Here is a 22,433-nt window from a genome sequence, read left to right on the forward strand (position 1 = left end):
TTGCAATACAAAATTTGTATATTGATTTTTACCCTTAAGAAACAAATTATAAGCAATTGATTTTAACCAGTTGGCTAAAGCGCGGCCTACTGTGCTGGCGCGGCAGCGTTAAATATTAATTGGTCTGTCACAAAAGGTCCACTAAGAAGTTCCCCACAACTCTAGGCTAAAGCGCGTCACTTCTCCAACGGCCCTATACCTCGATCCACTATTTCTATATACCTTGCATAACTGAACAGGCGGTTTCGCTTCTGGGGGGTGAGTGCTTGTACGATACCCAGTTTTTCCATGTGAGCCAATGTCTTATTGACAGTGGCGGGTGTTAGACCCGTTTTCTCTACTAACCCGCCCGAGGTGGTAACAGGGCGCTCGATAAGTACTTGGTGGATTTGCAAAGCAGAAGGTGCCGCTCTGCCCAGCCTATTCATTTTTTCTCGATCCTGAGCGAGCAATTCGAGAAGTTGTTGCGCCGTTACTACTGCCTGGGTAGCGGTGACAGTAATGGCTTCAGTAAAAAAATCGAGCCAGGCTTCCCATTCACCAGTCAAGCGGACATTATTGAGCAGTTCATAATAGTATTGGCGATGGGCTTTGAAATAGAGGCTCAGATAGAGCATGGGCTCTCGTAACACCTTCTGTTCATATAAAAGCAACGTGATCAGGAGGCGGCCCAAACGACCATTACCATCGAGAAATGGGTGAATCGTTTCAAACTGCACATGCGCTAGCGCTGCTTTAAGCAAGACTGGCGTTGGCTCTGGCTGATCATGAAGAAATAGCTCGAGCTTGCTCATACATGCGAGCACTTCCTCAGCAGGAGGCGGAACGAAAGCCGCGTTGCCTGGCCGTGTGCCCCCAATCCAGTTTTGGCTGCGTCGAAATTCCCCTGGGGTTAGCCTACAACCACGACCCTCTGCTAACAGCACGCTGTGCACTTCTCGAATCAGCCGCAATGACAATGGCAGCCCTTCTTTGAGCAGGCGCAAACCATGTTCGAGTGCTGCGACATAGTGGCTCACTTCACGTACATCATCTAATGGGACACCCGGCATTTCATCTAGCTCGAATAACAACAAATCGGAGAGTGAAGATTGCGTCCCTTCGATCATGGATGAGAGCACCGCCTCTTTACGTACATACATGTATAGAAAAAGCGAGGTGTCAGGTAGCAGCGTTGATACGCTATCTAATTGTCCTAGCGCGAGTAACGCCCGGTCGAATTTTCTGCGCAATTCGGCAGTCCAAGCGATAGGTGGGCAAGGTGGAAGCGGTGCGGGTACGAAGGCCCGCGCTTTTTCGCCCGTTGTCGATATCGTGACATAACGACCTTGGAGCATTCGTTTCATCGGGCGTAACCTAAAATAAGAAAGGTCCTTATTTTACGATACAAATCGAAAGTAAAATATGTTTTTGTCAAGGAATTTTATTGTGATCGAAATGGTGGCGGGTGACAACACCAAGGGAAGCGAGCGTTGTGTAGCCAGTACCCTCTCTGAGCGCTGGCATACCACGAGCGGCCGGTTTGACCCCGATGTGAATGCCAGGCTGGCATTGCTGTGCAAGAACACGAGTGTTGGGTCTACCCCTTCAAAAAGGGCGTGCAGTGGATCACCGTTAGAGGCGTACCCTCATCCACCCGCTCAGGCCACGCCTTTATGATGTTTATTTACCACGTCAAGCGCAAATGCTTAAGTCTCATGACCCGGCGTACTTTGAGAAAATACTACGTGCTCATATAATAGCGCCAGCTTTGCATCCACTTTAATTTATAGGAATTTTCCACTCCTGTATATGCATATTAATAAACTCCCCGCCAAAGCGGGTTATACATGGTTTAAAAAAGGGCTTTGGCTGTTTGGGCAAAACCCTTTTATTTTCCTGATCGGTTCTTTGTGCAGTTTGTTTTTAATCCTACCCCTTTTAATTGTAGGAGAATGGCTTTTAAGTCCATTCATACGAGTCGGCTTTATGGCAGTATGCCGCAAAAAACTCAATCAAAAATCAACCTTACTTGCCACCCAGTCAACTCTACGCAGCACGTATAATAAAAAAACTGTTGGGCGACTGCTATTGCTCGGTTTATATGAAGTGATCGCCCTTTTTATCTCGGCTGTTTTAGCGCTTTTGGTAGTCTTAATATGGGTCACTCCCAATCAATTTATTAAAGACATAGCAGCAGGAAATTATGCGTCGTTTTATGTGCTAGGCGCAATGATGATAAGGATAATAATTTACAGAATATTTCGTATGTTGACCCGATTTACCCCAGCTTTAATCACTTGGCATCGGATGCCGCTACATAAAGCGCTAGGTCTTAGTGTGCTTGCATGTTGGCGTAATTTTAGCGCGATTATGCTGAACTCACTGCTGTGGCTACTATGTTTAAGCGCTGCCTATATCTTGGCGTTTAGCATACTCTTTATGTTAAACGTTGATACGCTGGTGTTTGCAGTATTAGCACTGACCATTCCCATCCTCTCGATACCGATTCTTTTGTGTATGAATTATGCGAGCTACGTTGACTGTTTTTCACACGATATTGAGTCTTTAAGCGATAAGCTAGATTCTGAAATTAACCTCCTCTCACGAACAGTTAATGGCTGATATTTTTTAATGTGGAAGTGAGTGTAACAATATTTTCCAAGATGAGACTGTTGGCAGAGTAGGTAGAGTCTGCCGCTCTGGCACGGCAGCGCTACTCAATCACCCGTAACGAGTAATCCGTTGCCTGCAGATGCTTAGTCAATGCTCCGATTGAAACTCGATCCACACCCACCTCAGCAATTGCGCGTACGGTCTCTAGATTCACACCTCCCGAGACCTCGAGTACAGCGCGTCCAGCATTGATGCGCACAGCTTCGCGCAGGTGCTTAAGGGTAAAGTTATCCAGCAGAATTAACCGTGCCTGTGCGCTAAGCGCCTCTTCAAGCTGAGCCAATGTCTCAACCTCTATTTGGACTGGCACCTGTGCCTTCAGCTCACTGGCGGCAGCAAGCGCCTTAGCGACGCCACCTGCTGCGGCGATATGATTTTCTTTAATTAAAAAATACCATCATATAACGCCAGCCGCTGATTCTCACCGCCGCCAACACGGACCGCATATTTTTGCGCAAGCTGTAAGCCGGGTAAGGTTTTGCACGTATCAAAGATATGCGCTTGCGTGCCTGCTATAGCGTTAACATAATGCTGTGTCGCAGTCCGCGAAAGCCACGGCCTACATTTCAGCCGCGATTGGCCTGACCAGCTTGCTAAAGCGCGGCCTACTGTGCTGGCGCGGCAGCGTTAAAGCGCTATAAAATTTTCTCTTATTGACCTATGGAATTGATAGCCTAGGCACGCGCGCCGGGCGCATGGCTCGCCCCCCTCCGGCAATTGGTTGTTGCCCCTCCATTTAACCTCCGAAAAATCCCCAAAAAACCATCTCAGCAGATTTCAGAAAAATATTCAAGGGCTTCAAAGGGGGAGTGGCAGAATGTAGGGGCAGCCGGTTAAAAATATTTTTCCAATTTTCCAGCGCGTTTCACATCCAGCGTAATACAGTGAAATCCTCCTCCTAACGTCCGCCCATGTCGCAATGTAAGAGGTAACACGTTTATGTTGTTCTGCTCTAGCAACTTAATTAATGGGGTCTGGTGCGCATCAACTACTGCGAGATCAGGCGCAAGCATGAGGAGATTCATGCCAAGCCATTTAGAGGATATTGGCTCCATTTCTGAGTAAGAATACTCAACCATGTCTGGTGCGTAAATAACCTTCCAGCTCTGCAGAGATTTGGGAAGTGACTCCAAACTCTTAACTCTCTCCGGATTAGCCAGAATGAGTCCTGGTCGAAGTAGGCAAAGCGTGGAATCGATGTGAACTGACGAATAAATATCTGAGCTGATTGGATGGACGGTATATTCTGAGCCAAGCATACTTGCCAACCATTTCAGGCCCATTTCATTGCCAGTGTCGGAGATTTGGTAAAAAATATCGTACCCAGCTCGCAAAACATTGGCTGCATCAAACACCGGCTCATCATTGTTCAACTTTAGCCCATTGGCATTTCGTGTGTAGTCATAGATAGTGTCTAGTAGCCTCGGCTTTGGTGCTGAGAACCATCGGGCACCCTGATCCATGTATTCCGCGAGCAGATTTCTATAGGAAATGGTTTCAAAATATCTGGATCGATAAGGCCCTGGAGTCTCAATAATTCTGTCTCCAACAACCAGCAGTACATCACGTGGGCAATAGGGGAAAAAACGATCACACTTCCAATCTGGCGTAGCAAAATCCGCCATTGGAGGCGGCTCAGGTCGCCGGACAGTTATCTTTAATTTGTTCAGTTCTTCTACGAATTTATTAATGTCCTCCTCAGTTTCCTGAAGAATCTTGGCTGGATAATTTCCATAAAAAGGATTGTTGTTTATCCCATCTGGAGATGAAGTATTTGTAAACTCCATATTAAGCCCCGTATCCAAACTTGGGGCGTAGCAGTAAAGCCCAGTACCAACAATAATTTCCTCAACTTTGTCCCACTCATTGTGGCTTTGAATCATTATTAAATCTCCCTTTAATTTATATGAATTGGACACCAAAACAGCAGAAAACTTAGATCGACTCAGCGTCTAACTTTCTTGGAACACTTCAGTTTATTTCAATAGACGCGACATGCGTAACATGGCCTCTTTGAAATGATCTGGTGGTACTCCTAGCCTCAAGCGGAAAGAATCTGGCATACCAAAGGCATCACCAGGAAGCACGAGCACGTCTTCTCGCGTAATGAGTTCCTTTGCAAAAGCTTGCGCTGATGGCCAGTTTTTGATTCTAGGAAAGGCCACCGAGCCAGCTTTCGGCGGAACATACTCGATTGCAGATGGATGCGCATTCACTAAAGTATTTAATGTGGCAAGATTGGTTAAAATCCAGGTGCGGTATTGGCTAGTGAGCTCCGTATGACGCTCAATAATTTTACGCGCCAAAAAGTCCGATCCTTTAAATACCGTATGTGTTGTGAGCGTTTTAAAACTAGCACACCGTTCTATAATCTCTTTTCTCGCTGCCATCCAACCAACACGTAGTCCAACACAGCCAAAACATTTTCCAGGTGATGATAGGGAAATCACGCGCGGGGATTGGTCAACAGGGCTGGGTAAGTAATTGCTAGCAGTTTCATAGGGTAAAAATCGATATTCCTCATCTGCCACAATATCGCAGTCGACACGCTCTGCAATTTCAATCAATGCCTTCCAGTCGCTAGCCGTGCACACCATACCTGTTGGATTATTGGGGGAGCACACAATAATCGCTGAGGTGCGGTTATCAACATTTTGCTTAATCTCATCGAGCGGCAGAGCAAACTTGTTTTCGCGGCGCATGGAAACTTTCCGTACTTCAAATCCTAAGTCGCTCGGCACATCATATAAACAGTGGAAAGTTGGCAGAACGATGACGACATTGGCCCCTGCTTGGAAAGTCGATAAATAATATAAAAGAATAGCTTCTGTAGCGCCGCTGGTGATTAATATCTGATTCTCGTCGAGCGTGTCATAAAGAGCAGCAACGGCACGCCTGAGTTCAGGCGAACCCAGTATATCGTTATGCTCAAAGTCGAGCCTGGCAAACTCATCAAGGCCATCACGGTTCAGAAAATCACTCACTAGATTATTCTGAATGCCACTTTCACCGAGGTTAAAAAGTGCATCTTTGTAGGTGTCTAGCCAGATATCTAAAGGACTGAGTTCCATAATCTTATTTAACTAAGTTTTGAGATGATTCAAACATTTTGCGTTGGCGGCATTGCTGTATCAAAAAAGAGATCACTGAGGGTGCTCCATTCGATGACATAAAAATACCACCGCATTGACTATCCCATTTTTTGTATTCCGCATCCTGCAATAGGATTTTGTGACACGCAGCCACTTGCCAGAATGGAATGCGAGGCCTTAGATGATGTACCAGATGGTAAGACTCACCATGCATGCCGGTTAGAAACTTCTCGAGCCAGTGGCTGTGCCGATTGCGGGTCATATGCAGATCAAGCTTATTTTCCATCAGCGGCCCATGCTCCGCGAGTTCTATAAACCATCCGATAATTTGGAAAGTAGTAAAAAATGGAATAATCCAAAACAAAAACAAATTCAATAAGTTTCCTGAAAGATAAAAACCTATAAGTAAAATAGCCCAATAAGCACATAAAATCCCATGCTCTAATCGCTCTTTAGGGATTTTTGCGCCAAATGTGCGAGCTTTAATTAAATAAAATAAAAAGCTAGGCATACTCCACAACAAGAGAGGTTTTATTATTGCATCACCAATAAGTTTCTTCTCATCTTTTATACGATATATATCTTTCCCTATCATATATTTATAATCAGGGTCTAGCTCTACATTACCGAACTGACCATGGTGATATTTGACATGCGAAGCTTTATACACGGAGAAAATAGAAAAAATCAAATAACCACTGAAAAAGGTGGCCAGAATCTGTGAAAATCGTTTATTAGACGTTAAAGTACTATGAGCTGCTTCATGCAATATTGTTGCCAAAGCGCGTTGCCGTGAACCGATGATAAGCACAGCAAGTGGATAAATTATCCATCCAATATAAAGAGTGGCGATTATTGAAGCCATAATAACCGTGTAATCAAGAATGACTGCAACTGGAGCGTGCCAATTGTCTAATCTAGAAAGCTGTTCTGATTGCTCTAAGATATTGCGGTCAAAAATATGTCTTTTATAGCTTCGTCGCATTTCCTTTCCATTTCCAAATTTTTTGATTTGTTTAACGCTCTATTGTTCTATGCAAATTCTGTGTTTCGATGTTTGGAAAACGATAATACCGTAATAGAATATAGTTTGCAAATTTAGGCCAAGCACAGATGCAAGTAATGCCCAAAAATGGTGACAAGCTCTGGCAAGCAATAAACCCAACACATCCCTTTATCCCTCCTATGTTTGACAGCCTAGCCAGACTTGCTTTTTGCAATTTCTACCCTGATTTCCATGGATCTCAATCTAATTCATTGATTTATATAACCTTCCAAAATTTCCACGCTTCCAGCTTACCCCCTGTATTGAGCTGCTACCGCGCTGTAACCTTGCTTTGGCTGCGCTGTTTGAAACCCTCAAAGGGCAATGCTCAGGGATTTCTATTGCAGACTCTACGCCAACCGCAGTTTGCGACTGCCTGCGTATTAGTCGCCCAGGGCTTTCGCATGAAGCCCTAAGTAAATAAAAGAGTAGAGCCAATAACAGGGTTGTAAATTGTAAATAAAGAGGGTCTACTGTTGGCTTTTTTTGGAGCCAAGAGATGCCGTCGATGATGGAATCGTTTTCGGAGCTGAGTGGATACGTGGGAAATGATGGTTCTGTGGGGACGTAGTCAACTAGAATGGTTTGCTGCTGCCCAAGCCGCCGGTAAATTAGAGCATTCTTATTTGGGTCGTTTGACGAAACGTAAATTAAAGTACGCTAAACCTTTGGAATGGGTTGAACGGCCTGAACCCAATTTCTCAACGCCCTAGAAGCTCCACAGGCTCGCCTTACGGACAATTGTGGTTCATTAGGTTGAACCGATCGCCATCGAACCGGAAGCATAAACAAAGTAGTCATTAAGCATAGAAGGCTTTATAAATAAAGGGTTTCAATGCACTAGCGTACTTTAATTTACGCTTCGTCAAACGGCCCCCTATTAAAAATGAGAAGATTACCAAGGTGCAATAAAGGTGAAATATGAGAGTTAAGCAATACGGTACGCAGGAAGCAGCAAAATTTTTTGCTGCTTTATTTTTAAATCGTCAGGCACAGTGGCCAGCGTTTGCTTTGATTGTTGGCGCATCGATTTGGGGTGTGATTTGGTATCCATTACGCCAATTAGCTGCGTTGGGTTTATCAGGTGCTTTAGCTGTGGCGCTTATTGGGCTGGCGGCATGTTGTTTTGCGCTGATTGCATTTCGCCAGCCGTTGCTGGAGTCATGGCGAATTATATTGACGCAAGCTGCGCCTAAAGGAAGTTCGTATTGGTTGTTGCCAATCTTAGGGGTGACCGCTGGGATGAGTAACGTAAGCATTATATGGGGCATGATTCATGGCGAAGTGATACGGGTACTGCTGTTGTTTTATCTGTCACCTGTGTGGACCGCATTTTTTGCTCATTGGCTTTTACGTGAGCGCGTCACTTTGGTCGATATGGCGGCTGCGCTGTGTGCGCTGATAGGCACAGCGTTGATTTTATGGTCGCCTGAGTTGGGCTTCCCCATACCAACCGTGTTAGCTGAGTGGGCTGGCCTTTTCGCTGGCATTGGCTTTGCTTTGCAAAATGTGTTGGCGCTCAAAATTAGTCGTACGCTGCCCGTGCAAACGCCACAATTGCGCACCACTATTGTATTTGCTGGCGATATGGTGGTCGGCTTTTTGATTTGCGGGTTTGAGTGGATGCGTGGCTCTCTTATGAGTGCGCCACTGACTCAGCCAGGTTTTGCTTTTATCTTATTAATCGGCTTAGGTATTTTGCTCGCAGCGAATAGCCTGTTGATTCAATATGGTTTGTCACGTATGCCTGCGAATCGAGCCGCGCTTTTAATGCTTTTTGAAATTGTGGTGACAGCTATTTCAACTTGGTTGCTAGCGGGAGAAACACTAGGATGGCGCGAGGTGTCTGGGGGCGGGGCAATCGTGGCAGCTTCACTCTTGTCTAGCTGGTTTCAGCAGCAAGAGCGTGTTGCCCACCAGGCTGTGCCATAGAGTGGCTAATAAATGGATGCTAGGTTAACCTAATCAATCACCCGTAACGAGTAATCCGTTGCCTGCAGATGCTTAGTCAATGCACCGATTGAAATTCGATCCACACCTACCTCAGCAATTGCGCGCACGGTCTCTAGATGCACGCCTCCCGAGACCTCGAGTACAGCGCGGCCAGCATTGATGCGCACGGCTTCGCGCAGTTGCTTAAGGGTAAAATTATCCAGCAGAATTAACCATGCCTGTGCGCTAAGCGCCTCCTCAAGCTGAGCCAATGTCTCAACTTCTATTTGGACCGGCACCTGCGCCTTCAGCGCACTAGCGGCAGCCAGCGCCTTAGCGACGCCACCTGCTGCGGCGATATGGTTTTCTTTAATTAAAATACCATCATATAACGCCAGCCGCTGATTCTCACCGCCGCCAACACGGACCGCATATTTTTGCGCAAGCCGTAAGCCTGGTAAAGTTTTGCGCGTATCAAAGATACGCGCTTGCGTGCCTGCAATAGCGTTAACATAATGCTGTGTCGCAGTCGCTACCCCTGATAGCATTTGCAAAAAATTGAGCGCAGTTCGTTCACCGGTCAAGATTAAACGGAGCGGTCCACGCACGATGCAAACCACATCGCCAGCTCGCATCAGTTCACCTTCCTGATAAAACCATTCGAGCGTAATCGTTGGCTCAAGCTGACGCATCACCTCGGTAACCCACGGGATGCCGCACAACACGGCAGCTTCACGCACGATGATGCGTGCCGCGCCCATCTGACTCGCATTGAGCAAACGGCCCGTTTGATCTTGTGAACCAATATCCTCACTCAGCGCATCCGCTACAGTGCGGATCAGCGCCTGCTCAAATAGTTCGCCATATTCACTACGGATTGTTTCAGAGGGTGCCATTTTGTGAAGAAGAGAATGCGTTGGGTATTGAGTCAGATGCTTTCCGCGTCAAAGCACTCAAGCTGGTCCAACATGAGCAAATAACGCGCCATCGCGTGCGAGATCGCCACTGGCACGCACGGTACTACGCTGACGCGCGGCAAAATCCAGCATGCGATCAATCGGCACACGCGCGCGCGCCGCAATCTCTGCATCAATCTGAATTTCGTTATGTCCACGCTCCAGTACATCGGCGAGGTTGGCCAGCCCATTCATCGCCATCCAAGGGCAATATGCACAACTTTTACAGGTTGCGCTATTGCCCGCTGTTGGCGCTGCAATGAAGTGCTTAGTGGGCGCTGCTGCGCGCATTTTGTACAAAATCCCTAAATCGGTGGCAACGATAAATTCAGTTGCATCGAGGTTTTGGGCGGCAGCAATCAATTGCGTCGTTGAGCCAACCACATCCGCTTGCGCCACCACGGCAGCCGGCGACTCTGGATGCACCAGTACTTTAGCGTGCGGATGCTCAGCGCGCAGTAGTTCTAGTTCAACCCCTTTAAATTCGTCATGCACCACGCATGAGCCCTGCCAAAGCAACATATCCGCGCCGGTCTTTTGCTGAATATATTGGCCGAGATGGCGATCTGGCGCCCAGAGGATTTTTTCTCCCTGAGCATGCAATTGAGCGATGATCTCGAGGCCAATCGATGACGTTACCATCCAGTCCGCCCGCGCTTTGACGGCGGCGCTGGTGTTAGCGTAGACCACTACCGTGCGCTCTGGATGAGCATCGCAAAAAGCCGAGAATTCATCTGCCGGGCAACCCAAATCCAGTGAGCAAGTCGCATCAAGATCAGGCATCAGCACGCGCTTGTCTGGGCTTAGAATTTTGGCGGTCTCACCCATAAAGCGCACCCCTGCCACCACTAAAGTGCGCGCGGGATGATCGCGGCCAAAACGCGCCATTTCTAGTGAATCTGCCACACAGCCGCCGGTTTCATCCGCCAGCTCCTGCAATTGAGCATCCACATAATAATGCGCCACCAACACGGCTTGATTGCGGATGAGCAAAGCACGAATACGCTCTTTTAACGCGAGTTGCTCAGTTGGGCTCGGCACGTCTGGCACACGCGCCCAACCACGCCCTACGCCGCAGACGGCGCCTTGCGTTTGCGGGTGGTCAAAATCAACCGCCTTAATAACTTGCGACGAAGATTGCTTCATTGTCATGAATAACAGCGTAGGCGTAGCGAAAAGTCTTGTAAAGCTTTAATGCCACTTTCTTCGGCCCGGTGACACCAAGTTTGTAGCTGATGTAACAGTTGCTCGCGTGAAGCATTTGAGCGTTCCCAGATAGCGGCTAGCTCGCCCTGCAACTCATGAAAGGTACGCAATGCATTGCTATGCGCCAAAATGTGTGGCAACTGCTCTTTTTGAAATTTCTCGAGGCGAGTGCTTTCGTTATGAAACCATTCACGCGCGCTTTTAACCAACAGATATTTTTCTTGGCCGCCGAGTTCTTTAAGGTGCACCAATTCCTGCCGATACGCACGCTTTGCCGTCTTGGCGTAACGCGCCATCACCTCATAACGATTCGCCAAGACCGCCTGCAAAGTCTCAAGATCCAGTACCGGCTTGCCTTGTGTCAGTTTGGGTACGGGCGCCACTTTTTTGACTGTAGCCAGTCGTAGCGCAGACAAAATCCGAATATACATCCAGCCAATATCGAACTCATACCATTTACTCGATAGCTTAGCTGAGGTAGCAAAAGTGTGGTGATTGTTATGTAATTCTTCGCCGCCAATTAATATCCCCAATGGGAAAATGTTGGTGCTGGCGTCGGCGCAATCATAATTGCGATAACCCCAATAGTGCGCAAGCCCATTCACCACGCCGGCAGCCCAAAACGGCACCCAAATCATCTGCACCGCCCACACTGACACACCAACCACACCAAAAAGCGCAATATTGATGATCATCATCAGAGAGACGCCAAGCACCGAATGCTTGCCATATACATTGCGTTCCAGCCAATCATCGGGCGTGCCACGGCTATATTTGCTCAGTGTTTCTTGATTTTTTGCTTCCGCTCGGTACAATTCGGCGCCTTCTAGCAATACTTTCCAGATGCCGCGCCGTTGCGGGCTGTGTGGATCTTCATCGGTTTCACATTTGGCATGATGTTTACGATGAATGGCGGCCCACTGACCCGTCACCATCCCCGTTGTTAGCCATAACCAAAGCCGGAAAAAATGACTGACGATTGGATGTAACTCAAGCGCACGGTGCGCTTGGCAACGATGCAGATAAACTGTCACCCCAATAATCGTGATATGGGTTACAGCAAGGGTATAGATGGCAATTTGCCAATATGACAAATTCAATAAGCCATGAGAGAAAAATTCAAGCAAAGCGTGCAACAAAATAGCCGCCTCCTGTTAGAAAGGTCAAAAATAACACCGCTAAGCGCTCTCAAAACTTCGGCTTCATAAGATTTCACTGAGACGGCAGAATAAGCGTATTTTATCCTATACGGCAGATGCGCCGTTCACCTAAGCTAGATATTGCCCAAAAGCGCGCGCTAGTCGGTTATACAGAAATAGCATACGCCTCAGTCTAGAAGGGGGGACACGCGGTATTTCGGGGCCGTTCGCGATAACGAACTATTCAGCCGTAGCGGGCAATCTGCCATTGATTACTCTCCCTTTTGCACCACCAGTTTATGATATTTCTGCAGTAACTGGACGCGTGTTTCAGTATATTCAGGGTTAAGCGGAATGCACTCAACTGGACATACTTGCTGGCATTGCGGTTCATCAAAATGTCCGACGCATTCAGTGCATTTACTCGGGTCAATGACGTAAATCTCAGTCCCCATTGAAATCGCGTCATTTGGGCATTCCGGTTCACAAACGTCACAATTAATACACTCATCGGTAATCATCAGCGCCATAGCTTATCCCCGCACCTGTTGCGGCAGGCTATGACGATCAACCTCAGCCGCGAGCACCGCGACTTTTTCTTTGATCTTTTTTTCGACCGATGGAAAGACAAATTTGCTAATATCGCCGCCCAGTTGCGCGATTTCTCGCACAATCGTACCGGAAATAAATTGGTACTGGTCAGCCGGGGTCATAAACATCATTTCAATATCCGGCATCAGATAACGATTCATGCCGGCCATTTGAAATTCATATTCAAAATCTGACACGGCGCGCAGGCCACGCACAATTACGCGCGCTTCATGGCTACGTACGAAATCTTTTAGTAAGCCCTTAAAACTCTCGATTTGAACATTAGGATAATGTCCAAGCACTTCGCGCGCAATCGCCAGCCGTTCATCGAGGGTAAAAAAAGGCCGTTTATTACGACTATCGGCAACCCCGATAATCAGTTTGTCGAAAATGCTGGCAGCCCGGCGCACAATATCCTCGTGGCCGCGCGTGAACGGATCAAAGGTCCCCGGATATACTGCAACGATCATGCCGTTTCTCCATCAGAAGGCAAAATATCGCCAGCCTGGCTAGCCAGGCGGCGAAGTAAATGATAATGCACAGCCCCTGCCCTACCGTGCCGTACGACGCTCCACTCCATCTGCTCACCCGTCAGCGCTAACCCAGATGGGTCGCCCGTCGAGATAGCATCCGTTGGCAAGACCAGTTGCTTGCCCCGGGCCAGTGACCTAGATGATTCAATATAAATGGCGCCTCCTATGCGCACAAGCGGCATACACAGCTTTAATGCAGGTTCAAGCAAGTTCGTAGCAAACGGGGGATCAAGGAAGATTAAATCAAAACTGCCCGCGGCAAGCCCACAGGCAAATTTTAGCGCATCCGCATGGACAATTTCTATTGTCTGAGCCGCGAGCTTTTCTCGATTGCGCCGTAGTTGCTGCACAATCCGTAATTGTCGCTCAACCATCAGCACGCGCGCAGCGCCTCGCGAGGCAGCCTCGAAACCTAATGCGCCGCTACCGGCAAATAAATCCAAGCACACCAAGCCATCAAGCCTTTGGCCCAACCAATTGAATAGTGTTTCACGAACCCGATCAGGGGTTGGCCGCAATTCGCCCATATCCAGCACCGGCAAATGCATGCGCTTCCAAGCCCCGCCGATGATGCGCACCGAATGTGCCGCGGCGCGCGTACGCGCTGCGGCAGTAGAAAATTCAGATGAAATAGCCATAAACTAAAATGCTGATTGCACCTCTAGGGTGCAACTGGCGCGCCGACTAATACGGTCGCCATCTGGTTTACACTCACATGTTTTACAAATGCGGCGTGCGCTTCGGCACGCGTCACTGCATTGACACGCGCAGGCCAGGTTTCTAGATAATCCAAAGGCAGCCCGTAAACACCTATGGTCGCCACGATCCTCAGCCACTTGCCATTACTGTCAAGTTGCAATGGAAAACTGTTCACCAGATAATTCTTGGCCGCATCCAATTCTGCTTGGGTAGGCCCCTGGGCAATAAATGTCGCGAGAGTTTCACGCACCACAGCCAAGGCCTCATGAGCCTGGTCTTTGCGTGTTTGCAGGCTAATTTGGAAACTACCCGGCTGCGCTGCAGGGATGAAAGCGCTGTATACACCATAGGACAAGCCGCGCTGCTCCCGCACTTCATGCCCGAGCCGAGAGATCAGTGTGCCACCACCTAGCACTTGATTCGCCACTAATAACGGAAAATAATCCGGGTCACCTCGTGCAATGGCGGGCGCGCCAATCAAAATGTGCGCTTGCGAGGCCGGATTCAGCAGCTTAATCTCAGATGAGCCAGATAGCGGTACCACCGGGGGCAGCGCTGCGCCTGGCGCGCTATCAGGCAACGCGCGCATCAGCTGCTCAGCAATGCGCTCTGCTTGCGCCCGGTCACAGTCACCGACAATGCTGAGGACCGCATGTTGGGCAGTATAGTGTGCCTGATAGAACGAAATTAGGTCGGCTTGCGTCAAAGCTGCAATGCTTTTGGGGCCAGGCGATGCGCCATATGGATGCGCGCCAAATACGGCGGCCTTGAAGGCCTTTTCAGCCTGCGCCTGTGGCTGCTTTTCCGACACATTGAGAGCCGTGATCACACGCTGCCTTTCACGGACTAACTTTTTTTCCGGCAAAGCCGGACACTGCAAAATGCCCGCAAAAACCGCCAGCGCCGCATCGCGCTTGGGCGCAGCTGACAATGTGCGCAAGCGCAAAGCCGCGCTATCGCCATCCACGGTATCCGAGATCACGCCGCCAATCTCGGCTAAGCGATCTTCAATCTGCGCTTCCGTCAACCCTAAGCAACCTTTGGCCGTACGCGTTCCCGTACTCAACATGTGCGCCGTCATGGCGGCTAATCCGCTGCGGTTAGGTGGGTCATAACGGCTGCCTGCAGAAAAATTGACTTGAATATCGAGCATTGGAATCGCATGATCTTCAACCAACAGTACTTTTGCCCCCGACGGTGTGGTCCATTGCTGAATCAACGGTCCAGCCAATAACGGCGCCGGCCATCCCAGCACGACTGCGGCAAGCAGAGTCGTTAAACGTAAAAATTTAATCCTAAGCGGCATCCTGACTCGTTCCATTACTTTCCTTGCGATCTTTTTCTCAAGCGCGGCGTTGACTGCGTGTGCGGTGGCATCAGCGTAGCCACGGTCAGCTGATCATCACTGAAATAACGCGCCGCCACCGCTTGCACATCTTGCGCCGTCACCGCATTGAGGGCTTGATCCATGGGCTCGATGGCGCGCCATGAATGCCCCGCCACTTCAGCTAAACCTATTTCCATCACTTGGCTAAAGACAGAGTCTCGTCCATAGATCCGCGCGGAGTACAGTTGCGTTTTGACACGCTGTAGCTCCTGAGCACTGACCCCGTTTTGCGCAATTCGCCGTAGCTCACTGCGTAAAGCAGCTTCTAGCTCGATTAACGAGCGGCCCTGCGCCGGGATCGCGCTTAGCGTAAATAGCTGAGGCCCACGCGCCACCATACTATAAGAGGCATCGACCCAGTCGGCTAGGCGTTGTTCGCGCACAAGATGTTTTTCCAGTCGTGCATTTGGATAGCCATCCAGCACAGCGGCCAGCACACTGAGGGCGTAAGCATCTTGCTTCGCCGCGGAGTTTGCCTCTAACGGCATGGCTTTGAATGCCAATACGACGCGTGGCACATCAGCAGGCGCCTTGATCGTCACGCGTTTCAAGCCGCGCTGAAGCGGTTCATTTTGTGGTTTACGCGCCGGCAATGGCCGTGCTGGAATCGCGCCAAACCAACGCTCAGCCTGGCTGCGCACAGATGCAGCATCAACATCTCCGGCCACCACCAGCACTGCATTATTCGGTGCGTACCATCGTTCATACCACGCCCGGGCGTCAAACCACGTCATCTGTTGCAAATCATCCTGCCAGCCAATCACCGGCCAGCGCGCAGGCGACGCATTATATGCCGTTGCCTGCAAGGCCTCATCCAGCAGCGCCTCAGGTTTATCTTCAAGGGATAAACGCCGCTCTTCCATCACCACGCGAATTTCCCGCTCGAATAGTTCGCTGGTGATAGCAAGATTTTGCATCCGGTCCGCTTCTAACGCCATGATTTCAGATAGATGCGATTTCTCTATACGCGTGAAATACGCTGTACAGTCTTGCATCGTAAACGCATTCTCGCTGCCGCCGAGAGCTGCCACGCGTTGCGAAAATTCTCCCGGTCCAAACTGCTGAGTGCCGCGAAACATCATGTGCTCGAGCACATGCGCCACCCCAGTGGTACCGCTTAGCTCATCTAGCGAGCCGGCTTTATAAAAAAGCATCTGCAGCACAGTCGGCGCCCGGTGATCTTCACGCACGATGACGCGTAAGCCGTTAGCTAAAGTAAATTCCGTTGTCGGCAACGCGTGTTGGAGGTCAGCACTTGACGCGCCTTCAGCCCTCGAGGTGGCAGCCGATACGCTAGCTACGCAGAGAAGTGTCAACAGACAGGCACCGCTTCGCAAGAAATGGCCTCGCATATAAGCGCGCGCCATAACGCGTAATGGCATAGCTGCTTTAGCTAGCTTTTTCAATATATTCTTATTCAGCAACATAAATTAATTGAACTCAATGCTGATTGATCAACAGTCCTAGATACCGTGATTTTCGACTAAGCACATTTTGCTTACACTAAAAATACCCAATCATGATGAAAGCACTGATACATGCTCCGTAGGGAGAGGGCTTTCCATTCCATCTGCTAGAATAAACGCTTCTTTTGCATCCACACTGAGCGCTTTCCAAGCCAAGTGCTCGAAACTATAAACCATGTTTAGCTTCTTCAAAAATCTTAATAAGGGCTCAACATCGGCCCCAGCACCTTCTGAGCCAGAGAATAAATCAAAAGCCAGCACTCCGGCTAAAAATCTGCCGAGCACAGAGCCTACTGCCAACCGCTCAACTTCCTGGGTAACCCGACTAAAATCAGGTTTAGCGAAGACGCGTAACAGCTTTACCAGCATTTTTGCTGGCGCAAAAGTCGATGAGGCCCTTTTTGAAGAACTCGAAGCTGCGCTATTAATGGCCGACACAGGCATTGAAGCGAGCGATTTTCTACTGAGTGCCCTACGTCAGAAAGTAAGCGCTGAGCGGCTGAATGAAGGTGAAGCCGTCAAATCTGCCTTGCGCGCTCTCTTGATTGATTTATTAAAACCGCTTGAGCACACATTAGTACTGGGCCGCGCGCAACCCTTGGTGATGATGATCACGGGCGTCAACGGCGCAGGTAAAACCACCAGCATTGGCAAACTGGCCCAACATTTACAGCAACACGGACAGTCTGTGTTGCTGGCCGCAGGTGACACTTTTCGCGCCGCCGCACACGAACAGCTTGCACTGTGGGGTGAGCGTAATCAGATCAATGTCATTTCACAGCAAAGCGGTGACCCCGCCGCGGTCATTTTCGACGCCCTTAACGCCGCGCGCGCACGTAAGCTAGATATACTCATGGCGGACACCGCTGGGCGCCTACCGACACAATTACATTTAATGGAGGAGTTAAAAAAGATCAAACGCGTCATCGGTAAGGCGATGGAGGGGGCCCCGCACGAAGTGCTGCTGGTGATTGACGCAAATACCGGGCAGAATGCCCTCGCGCAGGTGAAAGCTTTTGATGACGCCCTTGGCCTCACCGGATTGATTGTGACCAAGCTTGATGGCACTGCTAAAGGCGGCATCCTCGCCGCGATTGCGCGACAGCGACCTATCCCCGTGTACTTCATTGGCGTGGGAGAACAAATTGATGATCTACAGCCGTTTTGCGCCGCAGAGTTCGCCAGCGCGCTGCTGGATTAAACCCTCACTCAGCCTAAGCTCAAGTGACTTTGACGGCAAATTCACCCAACCCCTCAATGCCGCCTATCATCAGGTCACCCTTCACAATCGGCCCCACCCCACCTGGGGTTCCCGTATAAATTAAATCCCCCGGCACAAGCTCGGACAAGGTTGATAAATAAGAAATGGCCTGCGCCACCGGCCAAATTAACTGAGACACATCAGCACGCTGCTTCTCAACGTCATTCACTTTGAGCCAAATCGCCCCCTGCTGGCAATGCCCAATCTCGTCTACTCGGTGAATCGGCCCCAGCGGCGCAGCATGGTCAAACGCTTTGCCGATTTCCCATGGATAACCTTGTCGTTTCATCTCCGCTTGCAAATCACGGCGCGTCATATCGAGACCTAGGGCATAGCCAAACACATACTCAAGCGCCCGCTCAACCGGGATATCGCGACCGCGCTTACCTAGCGCAACCACCAGTTCCATCTCATAATGCACATTGTTTGAACTGGGTGGATAAGGAAATTGTCCAACCATACCGGGTGCTACATACAAGATAGCGTCAGTCGGTTTATTGAAAAATACTAAGGACTGATGATCCGGCTCACCACCCATTTCACGGGCATGCTCGACATAATTGCGGCCAATGCAGTAAATACGGCGCACAGCAAAGCAGTCGTTTGAATGGGCGATTGGCACAGTGACTGGGGCTGCTGCGGCAAATATTTCACTCATGATGATTTTCCTAGCCTAATTTAGATGGGTTTGCTCGGCATGGGCAAACCCATCGCATGATTATAATTCTCTTACGTCTCTCGATAGCATTAGCACTCTATCAAGAAGAGTGCTAATATTATTAAAAACGTCCTCTCTAAGGAGTGTAAAGTGAGTGCGAATCATCTCAATAAATTCAATCAAGACGGAGCATTGACCCTGGCTCCTGCGATGCCGGTACTTGGCCAGCTAGGCGATCTTAACGCCTATATCCAAGCGGTTAACCGGATTCCAATGCTGCAAGTACATGAGGAGCAGCAGCTCGCTGCCGACTACCGTGAACACAGCACGCTTGAATCCGCCCGCAAGCTGGTTTTATCCCATCTGCGTTTGGTCGTCTCAATTGCCCGTAACTACTTGGGTTATGGGCTGCCGCATGCAGACCTCATTCAAGAAGGCAATATTGGTCTGATGAAAGCCGTGAAACGCTTCGATCCAGAACAAAATGTACGGCTCGTGTCATACGCCATTCATTGGATCAAGGCTGAGATTCATGAATATATCCTACGCAATTGGCGGATTGTGAAAGTCGCCACGACCAAGGCTCAACGGAAGCTTTTTTTCAATTTGCGCCGCCATAAACAAACGATGCAAGCGTTTACATCGAGTGAAATCGATGCCTTAGCTAAAGAATTGAACGTCAAGCGTGAAGATGTCCGCGAAATGGAAACGCGCATGACGAGTGGGGATATTGCGCTAGAAGGACAAATGGAAGATGGTGAAGAATCATTTGCTCCGATCGCCTATTTAACCGATACTCAGCACGAGCCAACTGAAGTGCTGGCAAATCGCCAGTTGGATCGGTTACAAAGCGACGGCTTAACAAGCGCACTGGATACCTTAGATGCCCGTAGTCGCCGCATTGTTGAAGCGCGTTGGTTACAGGTCGACGATAATGGTACTGGCGGCGCCACACTGCATCATCTAGCGGCTGAATTCGGCGTATCCGCCGAGCGGATTCGCCAGATCGAAGTCAGTGCAATGAAAAAGATGCGCAGTGCACTGACTTCTTATGCCGCATAAAGTGGAAATCAAGGTTTGAGCCGTCAGTCAATCTCCGCCGTTTCGGGGTTTGTATTCTGTGATGCGCCGTTTTCATCAAAGACGAGTTGCACGTTGTTTTGATCGTCTACATCAACCGTGACACGGCCCCCGTTTGACAGCTTGCCAAAAAGCAGTTCGTCGGCCAACGCACGCCGGATGGTGCTTTGAATTAAGCGTTGCATAGGCCGCGCGCCCATTAACGAATCAAAACCGCCTTTAGCAAGATATTTGCGCAGCTCATCCGTAAAGACAACGTCCACCTTCTTTTCATGCAGTTGTTCTTCCAGTTGAATTAAGAACTTATCAACGACGCGCAGAATAATCTCTTCGTTGAGCGAATGGAAGTTAATGATCGCGTCCAGCCGGTTACGAAACTCCGGGGTGAAGGTCCGTTTAATTTCAGCCATTTCATCACCGGCTTCGTTGCGTACGGTAAAGCCAATTTTGGCTTTTTGCAGCGCTTCTGCGCCGGCGTTGGTGGTCATGATGAGAATCACATTGCGAAAATCCGCTTTACGGCCATTGTTATCTGTCAATGTGCCATGATCCATCACTTGCAGCAAAATATTATAAATATCTGGATGCGCTTTTTCGATTTCATCAAGTAACAGCACGCAGTGGGGCTTTTTCGTAATCGCCTCAGTCAACAGGCCACCTTGATCAAAGCCGACGTAGCCGGGCGGTGCGCCGATTAAACGGCTGACCGCATGACGCTCCATATATTCAGACATATCGAAACGTGTCAGCTCAATCCCTAAAGTGAACGCCAGCTGACGTGCGACTTCAGTTTTGCCAACGCCGGTTGGGCCTGAAAATAAAAACGCGCCGATTGGCTTGCCAATTTGACCTAGCCCGGCACGGGCCATTTTAATCGCAGCTGCCAATGCTTCAATGGCGGGGGCTTGTCCAAAGACCACACTTTTAAGGTCACGCTCAAGCGTTTGCAATTTGCCACGATCATCCAGTGAAACGCTTTGCGTAGGCACGCGGGCCATTTTTGCGATAATTTCTTCGATGTCGACTTTACCGATAATCTTTTTTTGTTTCGATTTAGGTAATACACGTTGCGCGGCACCGGCTTCATCAATGACGTCAATCGCCTTATCAGGCAAATGACGATCCGCAATAAAACGAGCGGATAATTCAGCCGCAGCCGATAACGCGGCGAGAGAATATTTAACATTGTGATGTTCTTCAAAGCGCGACTTAAGACCACGCAAAATCGCAATGGTTTGGGCTACGGTTGGCTCAGATACATCGATTTTTTGAAACCGCCGTGACAGCGCTGCATCTTTATCAAAAATACCGCGATATTCAGTAAAAGTCGTGGCGCCAATACATTTTATTTGCCCTGAAGAAAGCGCTGGCTTTAATAAATTTGATGCGTCTAGGGTACCGCCTGAGGCAGCGCCGGCACCAATCAAAGTATGAATTTCATCGATAAAAAGTATTGCATTTGGGCGATCTTTTAATTCCTTAAGCACTATTTTTAAACGCTGCTCAAAATCCCCACGATATTTGGTGCCGGCCAGCAAGGCGCCCATATCCAATGAATACACAATTGCATTGGCCAAGATATCGGGTACTTCGCCACGCGTGAGCCGCCAGGCGAGCCCTTCAGCGATCGCCGTTTTGCCTACACCGGCTTCACCGACTAGCAACGGATTGTTTTTGCGACGGCGGCACAAAATTTGCACCACACGTTCAACCTCAGGCTCGCGGCCAATTAACGGGTCAATGCGACCCTCTTTTGCCAATTGATTTAGATTTTGCGTAAATTGCGCCAATGGCGTTTCTTTCTGCCCGGCCGACCCGTCACTCTCTGCGCCCACGTCAGTCGATTTTGCAGCTTCACCCTCGCCTGTTTTGGTCATGCCATGCGAAATAAAATTGACCACATCTAAGCGCGTGATACCTTGTTGTTGCAAGGCATAAACAGCATGCGACTCCTTTTCTCCAAAAATGGCAATCAGCACATTGGCGCCCGTGACTTCTTTTTTGCCATTTGAAGCAGACTGCACATGCATAATTGCGCGCTGAATCACCCGCTGAAAACCTAATGTAGGCTGGGTATCAGCATCTACCGAACCCGGCACAATAGGGGTGTTGTCATGAATAAAATGATGCAAGCTATGTCGCAAGTCATCAATATTGGCCGCACAGGCACGCAAAACTTCAACGGCGGTTGGATTATCCAACAGTGCCAATAGCAGATGCTCTACCGTAATGAACTCATGCCGGGCTTGGCGCGCTTCCATAAACGCCATATGCAAGCTGACTTCTAGTTCTTGGGCGATCATATTCTCTCCATAACACACTGTAGCGGATGGCCTTCTTGTCTGGCATGGGTTGTAACCTGCTTGACTTTAGTCATCGCCACATCGCGCGTATAAACCCCACAAATTGCTCTACCTTCGCAATGTACTTTCAGCATAATCTGAATTGAGGCCTTTGGGTCTTTTCTAAAGTATTTTTGAAGAATCATGACAACAAACCCCATCGGCGTAAAGTCGTCATTTAACAACACCACTTGATACATGGATGGCGGTTTTATTTTTTGCTTTTGCCGCTCAACCACAGCGTTGTCTTCTATATCTGAAAAAATAGCCATAGTCTTTATTCTAAACAAGTTGCATGTACTTGCATGCCGGCTGAACTCATTAGAGTAGAGCAACTAGCTTTATATTTAACCTCTTTTCTACAACACTGTCGAACCAAAATGCGCTTCGA

21 protein-coding genes and 2 pseudogenes are annotated in these 22,433 nt (G+C 49.0%); 7 read left to right on the forward strand and 16 right to left on the reverse strand.

The annotated features are described in order from the left end of the window. Positions 1–176 precede the first annotated feature (176 nt). Positions 177–1,346, reverse strand: a complete 1,170-nt coding sequence (locus KMZ15_RS08015) for a Fic family protein (protein WP_223692417.1) — start codon at positions 1,344–1,346, stop codon at positions 177–179. 58 nt (positions 1,347–1,404) lie between these two features. Here KMZ15_RS08015 and KMZ15_RS08020 point away from each other — a divergent pair, with 58 nt between their 5' ends. Together KMZ15_RS08020 and KMZ15_RS08025 are read left to right on the forward strand one after the other, a co-directional pair. Further along, positions 1,405–1,659: a hypothetical protein gene (locus KMZ15_RS08020; RefSeq protein ID WP_223692419.1), complete on the forward strand. Its 255-nt coding sequence runs from the start codon at positions 1,405–1,407 to the stop codon at positions 1,657–1,659. Positions 1,660–1,791: 132 nt separating this feature from the next. Beyond that, positions 1,792–2,604 carry a BPSS1780 family membrane protein gene (locus KMZ15_RS08025; RefSeq protein ID WP_223692421.1) on the forward strand — a complete coding sequence of 271 codons (813 nt, stop codon included), beginning with the start codon at positions 1,792–1,794 and terminating at the stop codon, positions 2,602–2,604. Between the two features lie 91 nt (positions 2,605–2,695). Here the strand turns inward: KMZ15_RS08025 and KMZ15_RS08030 are convergent. The 4 genes and pseudogenes from KMZ15_RS08030 to KMZ15_RS08045 form a co-directional block, all read right to left on the reverse strand. Continuing rightward, positions 2,696–3,198 (reverse strand): annotated as a pseudogene (locus KMZ15_RS08030) (nicotinate-nucleotide diphosphorylase); the annotation flags it as partial. 290 nt (positions 3,199–3,488) lie between these two features. Beyond that, on the reverse strand, positions 3,489–4,538 hold the full coding sequence (locus KMZ15_RS08035; RefSeq protein WP_223692424.1) for an inosamine-phosphate amidinotransferase 1: 1,050 nt from the start codon (positions 4,536–4,538) through the stop codon (positions 3,489–3,491). Between the two features lie 93 nt (positions 4,539–4,631). Then, entirely contained in the window at positions 4,632–5,639 is a 1,008-nt protein-coding gene (locus tag KMZ15_RS08040) for an aminotransferase class I/II-fold pyridoxal phosphate-dependent enzyme (RefSeq protein WP_223692426.1), read from the reverse strand. A gap of 91 nt (positions 5,640–5,730) precedes the next feature. Continuing rightward, a complete protein-coding gene (locus KMZ15_RS08045; RefSeq protein ID WP_223692428.1) occupies positions 5,731–6,732 on the reverse strand; it encodes a fatty acid desaturase family protein in 1,002 nt (333 codons plus the stop codon). A gap of 289 nt (positions 6,733–7,021) precedes the next feature. On the opposite strand from KMZ15_RS08045, the pseudogene KMZ15_RS08050 reads away from it, so the two are divergent. The 3 genes and pseudogenes from KMZ15_RS08050 to KMZ15_RS08060 all read left to right on the forward strand — a co-directional run. After that, positions 7,022–7,183, forward strand: a pseudogene (locus KMZ15_RS08050) (IS982 family transposase); the annotation flags it as partial. 142 nt (positions 7,184–7,325) lie between these two features. After that, positions 7,326–7,505, forward strand: coding sequence for a hypothetical protein (locus KMZ15_RS08055; protein ID WP_223692430.1), 180 nt, complete (start codon positions 7,326–7,328; stop codon positions 7,503–7,505). Positions 7,506–7,713: 208 nt separating this feature from the next. Beyond that, complete coding sequence (locus tag KMZ15_RS08060) at positions 7,714–8,724, forward strand: DMT family transporter (RefSeq protein WP_223692433.1); 1,011 nt, start codon at positions 7,714–7,716, stop codon at positions 8,722–8,724. Between the two features lie 29 nt (positions 8,725–8,753). Here KMZ15_RS08060 and nadC read toward each other — a convergent pair whose 3' ends face one another. From nadC to KMZ15_RS08100, 8 genes are all read right to left on the reverse strand, one after another. Next, on the reverse strand, positions 8,754–9,620 hold the full coding sequence (gene nadC, locus KMZ15_RS08065) for a carboxylating nicotinate-nucleotide diphosphorylase (RefSeq protein WP_223692435.1): 867 nt from the start codon (positions 9,618–9,620) through the stop codon (positions 8,754–8,756). 57 nt (positions 9,621–9,677) lie between these two features. Then, entirely contained in the window at positions 9,678–10,826 is a 1,149-nt protein-coding gene (gene nadA / locus KMZ15_RS08070) for a quinolinate synthase NadA (RefSeq protein WP_223692438.1), read from the reverse strand. A 2-nt stretch (positions 10,827–10,828) separates the two neighbouring features. Next, positions 10,829–12,025, reverse strand: a complete 1,197-nt coding sequence (locus KMZ15_RS08075; RefSeq protein ID WP_223692440.1) for a fatty acid desaturase — start codon at positions 12,023–12,025, stop codon at positions 10,829–10,831. Between the two features lie 272 nt (positions 12,026–12,297). Continuing rightward, on the reverse strand, positions 12,298–12,555 hold the full coding sequence (locus KMZ15_RS08080; protein ID WP_223692442.1) for a YfhL family 4Fe-4S dicluster ferredoxin: 258 nt from the start codon (positions 12,553–12,555) through the stop codon (positions 12,298–12,300). A 3-nt stretch (positions 12,556–12,558) separates the two neighbouring features. Next, entirely contained in the window at positions 12,559–13,086 is a 528-nt protein-coding gene (gene coaD / locus KMZ15_RS08085) for a pantetheine-phosphate adenylyltransferase (protein WP_223692444.1), read from the reverse strand. Further along, positions 13,083–13,787: a 16S rRNA (guanine(966)-N(2))-methyltransferase RsmD gene (rsmD, locus tag KMZ15_RS08090; protein WP_223692446.1), complete on the reverse strand. Its 705-nt coding sequence runs from the start codon at positions 13,785–13,787 to the stop codon at positions 13,083–13,085. The genes coaD and rsmD overlap by 4 nt, the downstream gene beginning before the upstream one ends. 23 nt (positions 13,788–13,810) lie before the next feature. Continuing rightward, positions 13,811–15,169, reverse strand: a complete 1,359-nt coding sequence (locus KMZ15_RS08095) for a pitrilysin family protein (protein WP_223692448.1) — start codon at positions 15,167–15,169, stop codon at positions 13,811–13,813. Then, entirely contained in the window at positions 15,169–16,617 is a 1,449-nt protein-coding gene (locus KMZ15_RS08100) for a pitrilysin family protein (protein ID WP_258134747.1), read from the reverse strand. The genes KMZ15_RS08095 and KMZ15_RS08100 overlap by 1 nt, the downstream gene beginning before the upstream one ends. Before the next feature lie 259 nt (positions 16,618–16,876). Between KMZ15_RS08100 and ftsY the strand changes: the two genes are divergently transcribed. Further along, positions 16,877–17,902, forward strand: a complete 1,026-nt coding sequence (ftsY, locus tag KMZ15_RS08105) for a signal recognition particle-docking protein FtsY (protein WP_223692452.1) — start codon at positions 16,877–16,879, stop codon at positions 17,900–17,902. 19 nt (positions 17,903–17,921) lie between these two features. On the opposite strand, the gene KMZ15_RS08110 is transcribed toward ftsY, so the two are convergent. Continuing rightward, entirely contained in the window at positions 17,922–18,620 is a 699-nt protein-coding gene (locus KMZ15_RS08110) for a fumarylacetoacetate hydrolase family protein (protein ID WP_223692455.1), read from the reverse strand. A gap of 210 nt (positions 18,621–18,830) precedes the next feature. Here KMZ15_RS08110 and rpoH point away from each other — a divergent pair, with 210 nt between their 5' ends. Beyond that, positions 18,831–19,682 carry an RNA polymerase sigma factor RpoH gene (gene rpoH / locus KMZ15_RS08115; protein ID WP_223694801.1) on the forward strand — a complete coding sequence of 284 codons (852 nt, stop codon included), beginning with the start codon at positions 18,831–18,833 and terminating at the stop codon, positions 19,680–19,682. Positions 19,683–19,705: 23 nt separating this feature from the next. On the opposite strand, the gene clpA is transcribed toward rpoH, so the two are convergent. Together clpA and clpS are read right to left on the reverse strand one after the other, a co-directional pair. Further along, positions 19,706–22,003, reverse strand: coding sequence for an ATP-dependent Clp protease ATP-binding subunit ClpA (clpA, locus tag KMZ15_RS08120; protein WP_223692457.1), 2,298 nt, complete (start codon positions 22,001–22,003; stop codon positions 19,706–19,708). Further along, the gene (clpS, locus tag KMZ15_RS08125) at positions 22,000–22,314 is read right to left on the reverse strand and encodes an ATP-dependent Clp protease adapter ClpS (RefSeq protein ID WP_223692459.1); all 315 of its coding nucleotides are present in this window, start codon (positions 22,312–22,314) and stop codon (positions 22,000–22,002) included. The genes clpA and clpS overlap by 4 nt, the downstream gene beginning before the upstream one ends. Positions 22,315–22,433 lie beyond the last annotated feature (119 nt).

Source organism: Mycoavidus sp. HKI (assembly GCF_020023735.2).
In the GTDB taxonomy this organism is placed as follows: domain Bacteria; phylum Pseudomonadota; class Gammaproteobacteria; order Burkholderiales; family Burkholderiaceae; genus Mycoavidus.